Below are 734 nucleotides of genomic sequence, written 5' to 3'. Positions count from 1 at the left end.
CTCTGCTCGTCGTCGTCTCGCAGCACATAGCTCGCCGGTCTGAGGGCGTTCACCTCCTCGACGAGCGTCCGATCCCCCCAGATGTGTATCATCGTCAGGAGGTCCGAGACGGACTGCTCGTCGACGGTCGGGTCCTCAATCGCCGTCAGGACGCTGCTCAGCTCGGACCCGAACACGAACGGGCCGTCGGGCGTGTAGTACGCCGAACGGGTTCCCAACCTGTCGGTCGCGAGAACGAACCGATTCGCGTCCCGATCCAGACACGCGAGCGCGAACGACCCGTTCAGCGTCGGTAGGGTGCCATCGGGGTCGTCGAGGATCCGTTCGACCAGGCTCTCCGTGAAATCGTCCGGAGTACCGAACAGCGCTCCGTAGAGCACGCCCGCGACGCCGTCTCCGTCAACCGCGTCGTATCCACCCGGGTCTCGCTCACCGTGATGGACGATGCCGAGCGTCGGGTCGGAACAGAGCACGTTCTCTTCGTGGAACGATCGCCGGTACGTCGCTTCCAGCAGCTCCTTCGGGGGCGGTGCTTCCGTATCTCCGCCGAATAACCCCGGCACGGGCTCGCGTTCGGGGCAGCAAGATATTGTTATGGGTTTTATAATGTGTCCAGCGACCGAATCCGCCGATCACGATCATTTCGAGGGTCGGGCGGTCGGAATCGTCGGGCGGTCGCTGATACGGCATCCGTCCATCGAGGGGAGCCTGCATCCCGGTCTCTCATACGGACG

General features: G+C 63.8%; 1 pseudogene. It reads right to left on the bottom strand.

Annotation, left to right across the window (positions count from 1 at the left end):
* Positions 1-563, bottom strand: a pseudogene (locus tag DJ73_RS15945) (asparagine synthase); the annotation flags it as partial.
* Positions 564-734: the final 171 nt, after the last annotated feature.

Source organism: Halorubrum sp. Ea1, assembly GCF_002252965.1.
GTDB lineage: Archaea > Halobacteriota > Halobacteria > Halobacteriales > Haloferacaceae > Halorubrum.
The sequence above is the reverse complement of the archived record's forward strand: the minus strand, read 5'-3'. Positions and strand labels throughout refer to the sequence as shown.